At 52.0% G+C, this 2,917-nt stretch carries 2 protein-coding genes and 2 pseudogenes; 2 read left to right on the plus strand and 2 right to left on the minus strand.

The annotated features are described in order from the left end of the window. Window positions 1-172: 172 nt before the first annotated feature. Window positions 173-448 (plus strand): annotated as a pseudogene (locus tag ABJZ52_RS12710) (transposase); the annotation flags it as partial. 13 nt (window positions 449-461) lie between these two features. Here ABJZ52_RS12710 and ABJZ52_RS12715 read toward each other — a convergent pair. Further along, window positions 462-1,091, minus strand: coding sequence for a lysophospholipid acyltransferase family protein (locus ABJZ52_RS12715; RefSeq protein WP_348191761.1), 630 nt, complete (start codon window positions 1,089-1,091; stop codon window positions 462-464). A gap of 297 nt (window positions 1,092-1,388) precedes the next feature. Then, window positions 1,389-2,174 carry a hypothetical protein gene (locus tag ABJZ52_RS12720; RefSeq protein ID WP_348191764.1) on the minus strand — a complete coding sequence of 262 codons (786 nt, stop codon included), beginning with the start codon at window positions 2,172-2,174 and terminating at the stop codon, window positions 1,389-1,391. A gap of 361 nt (window positions 2,175-2,535) precedes the next feature. Here ABJZ52_RS12720 and ABJZ52_RS12725 point away from each other — a divergent pair. Continuing rightward, a pseudogene (locus ABJZ52_RS12725) lies at window positions 2,536-2,917 on the plus strand (IS6 family transposase); the annotation flags it as partial.

Genomic DNA, 2,917 nt, shown 5'->3' on the forward strand with positions numbered 1-2,917 from the left:
CAACGAACACAGACCTCACGGTGCCATCGGTAACAAGGTGCCGATGGACCTGATGAAATCGGAACGTGCAGCCAGCCCGTGTTCCTGATTTGGTCCGGAAAACTCTAGCCCGACCCGGGGGCACGTTGGGTAGCACTCCAATCAACCATCGGGCTCTGCGCCGAAGTGGGAGAAACTTGGGTCTCAGATCATCGCCGATAAAGGATACGACGCCAACAGCTTGCGGAGACATCTGCGCCAGCGCGCAATCGTCCCGGTCATTCCCGGCCGCTCAAATCGAAAGCGCGTCATTCGCTACGACGCCAAGCGCTACAAGAGCCGTCATCTCATCGAAAACGCATTCTGCCGCCTCAAGGACTTCCGCCGCGTCGCAACCCGCTACGACAAACTCGCCAGGAACTTCCTGTCCGCTGTCGCCCTCGCAACACTCGTCGCATTCTGGCTTTGATTGAGTCTGAACCCTAGGAGGGGGGCAGGTCGGCCATGTCGTCTTTTTGCTTGTTTATCTCATTTTCGATTTGATCAAGATCATTGTATAGCTCGGACGACGGTGGGATCGTGAGCAGATAGCGTACAGTGATTTCCCCTCCGAAAATCATTCGAGCGCCTGTCCCCCAAAAAACTCCAGTATTTAGCACGACAGGAACAAGCGGATATCCGGTTGCCTTTTGTATTGCGGACAAACCTCGTTCATATTTTTGGCGACCATTCACTGGCGTGCGAGTGCCTTCCGGAAAAATCACTATACTCCGTCGCTCTTGAGCTGAAAGTTTGGATCCTTGGATAATGCTACGAATGCTTTTGCCTGGCTTGTCCCGGATGACTTTCATCATGGGAGAGCGACGCAGATACCAACCGAAAACCGGGATCCGATAAAGGCTGTCTTTCGCGACGATGTTTGCATTCGGAAACAAAACCAGGAAAGCTATAGTTTCCCATAGAGACTGGTGATTCGAAACCGCGATGAAGGGGCCGTCTGGCAAGTTTTCACGACCCTCGACCTTATAGGTTAACTTCAGAACGGAGCGGCAAAGGAAAAGAAAGCCGTGAGCCCATTGTCTGCTGAGCCCTCGTATCGTACCTGGCTGCATGGGAGCGAACTTATCCCATAAGATGGGTATCCCGAAGAGGCCAGTCCAAATCACCAACAGTACATTGAAGATTTTTGACCGAACATACTGTGCGCGAGTAGGTCGCGGCTCGCACGGAATTCTGTGTTGTGCTGAGCGTACACATGAGACTGTGGCGGGTCGCAAGGACATCGAAAATCGCAATGCTTACCTCAACTGATGTTTTGTTCGATTTGATTTTTAGTCTGAGCTTCTGTGGGCAAACGAAAGGAGCACTTTGCGCATACGCAAAGGCCAAACCCCAATCGACCACAGACTTTAGAGCATAGGGATATACGTCCGATCTCTGATTTTGACCGCAGGAACACCGGCCCAGACTTCGTTTGGAGGAACGCAGGTACCAGGTGCGACGTAAGAGCCTGGAAGCACCTTGCTATTGCGCCCCACGCGGACGTTCCCGAGCAAGATAGAACCAGTTCCGATCGCGGCATTCTCCTCAATGATCAGCTTGCTCAAGACAAGAGCCTCTTGATTGGAATAATGCCCCATCAACTTGGCATTTCCTCCAATGAAAACTCCGTTGTGCAATTCGATTAAAGACGGATCTGATACGATTGCGGAATTGATCGTAACGTTCTTTCCGATCTTCATGCCCATTGAGCGATAATATGCATTTGCGGCTGGACTGAGCAATATCCAGGGAAGGAAAGTATACCGAACGAAATAATGCAACGCGTTGTGAAAATACCATCTCACAAGAACAGATGCCTGGAAGTTGTCTCTGGCCTCCTTGAGGCGCAAAGAGCAGACAATATTAGTCGCAGCGACCAAGGCCAACAAGCTAAAGCCATAGCCTACATACCCTAGAAATACGGAAATCCCAACGGTGATGTTATAGGGCAGAAATGCATCCAGATTGCGAACTGAAACTCCGTAGACAGACAGGCCTCCGGCGATGGCCGTGCCGACCACAAACGTAGCTACAGGAAACAGCAAAATGAGGCTGAAAACAATCGTGCCGGGTGAGAGGGCTGCCCGCGAGGCTTTTGCGTGCGCTCCTCCACCTTGGAATTCGAGCTCTTCGGACATGATGGTATTTGTCATCTAGCTTCCTTGAAATTCGTTGAACCCGCCGACTCGGCCCTCATAACGCAGGTGTCGGAGACCCCAGCTGACGGGCCCCGTTCAAACAGCCCGTCGTTGCAGAGAAGTATATTACGACGATCGCACAGCCGACCCTGCCGCGGCTCGCGTCTGCAGATATCCTATGTTTTGGTCGGGACTACTTGTGATCTATGGCACACGCAAATTCGACATTGTTGCAACAATCCGATTGGTGGCCTACCTGGACGTCGTTGGTCCCATCGGAAGGTGGTTCTGTTGCAAACTTTTAATCTGTCGGTTCCCTTGCGCGTGTTGCGGTTTAGGAGGCGGTCCTGTGATCAGATTTTCCAGGTGATTAACGTTGCTCAGTTTCAAAGGCAGCCAGTTCCCGAAGGACGTGGTTGTGTTCGCCGTTTTCTTCTATGTCCGCCCTGGGGTTTCCTGCCGGGATCTGGAAGAAATCATGGAAAAGCGGGGGGGTGTAGATCACGCAGCTCTGAACCGCTGGGTCATTCGCTAAAGCCCGGCAATTGCTGCAAAGGCCAAAGCCAGAAAGCGGCCCGTGTGTTCGTCCTGGAAAATGGATGAAACCTACGTCAAGTTCAGCGGCAAATGGGTTTATCTCTACCGGGAGGTCGACAAACACGGAGATACGGTCGATTTCATGCTGTCAGAAACCCGTGATGAAGCGGCGGCAACGGCGTTCTTCAACAAGTCTATCGAGAACAATGGTTTGCCCAAGA

The sequence above is a fragment of the Roseibium sp. genome (assembly GCF_039982295.1).
In the GTDB taxonomy this organism is placed as follows: Bacteria; Pseudomonadota; Alphaproteobacteria; order Rhizobiales; family Stappiaceae; genus Roseibium.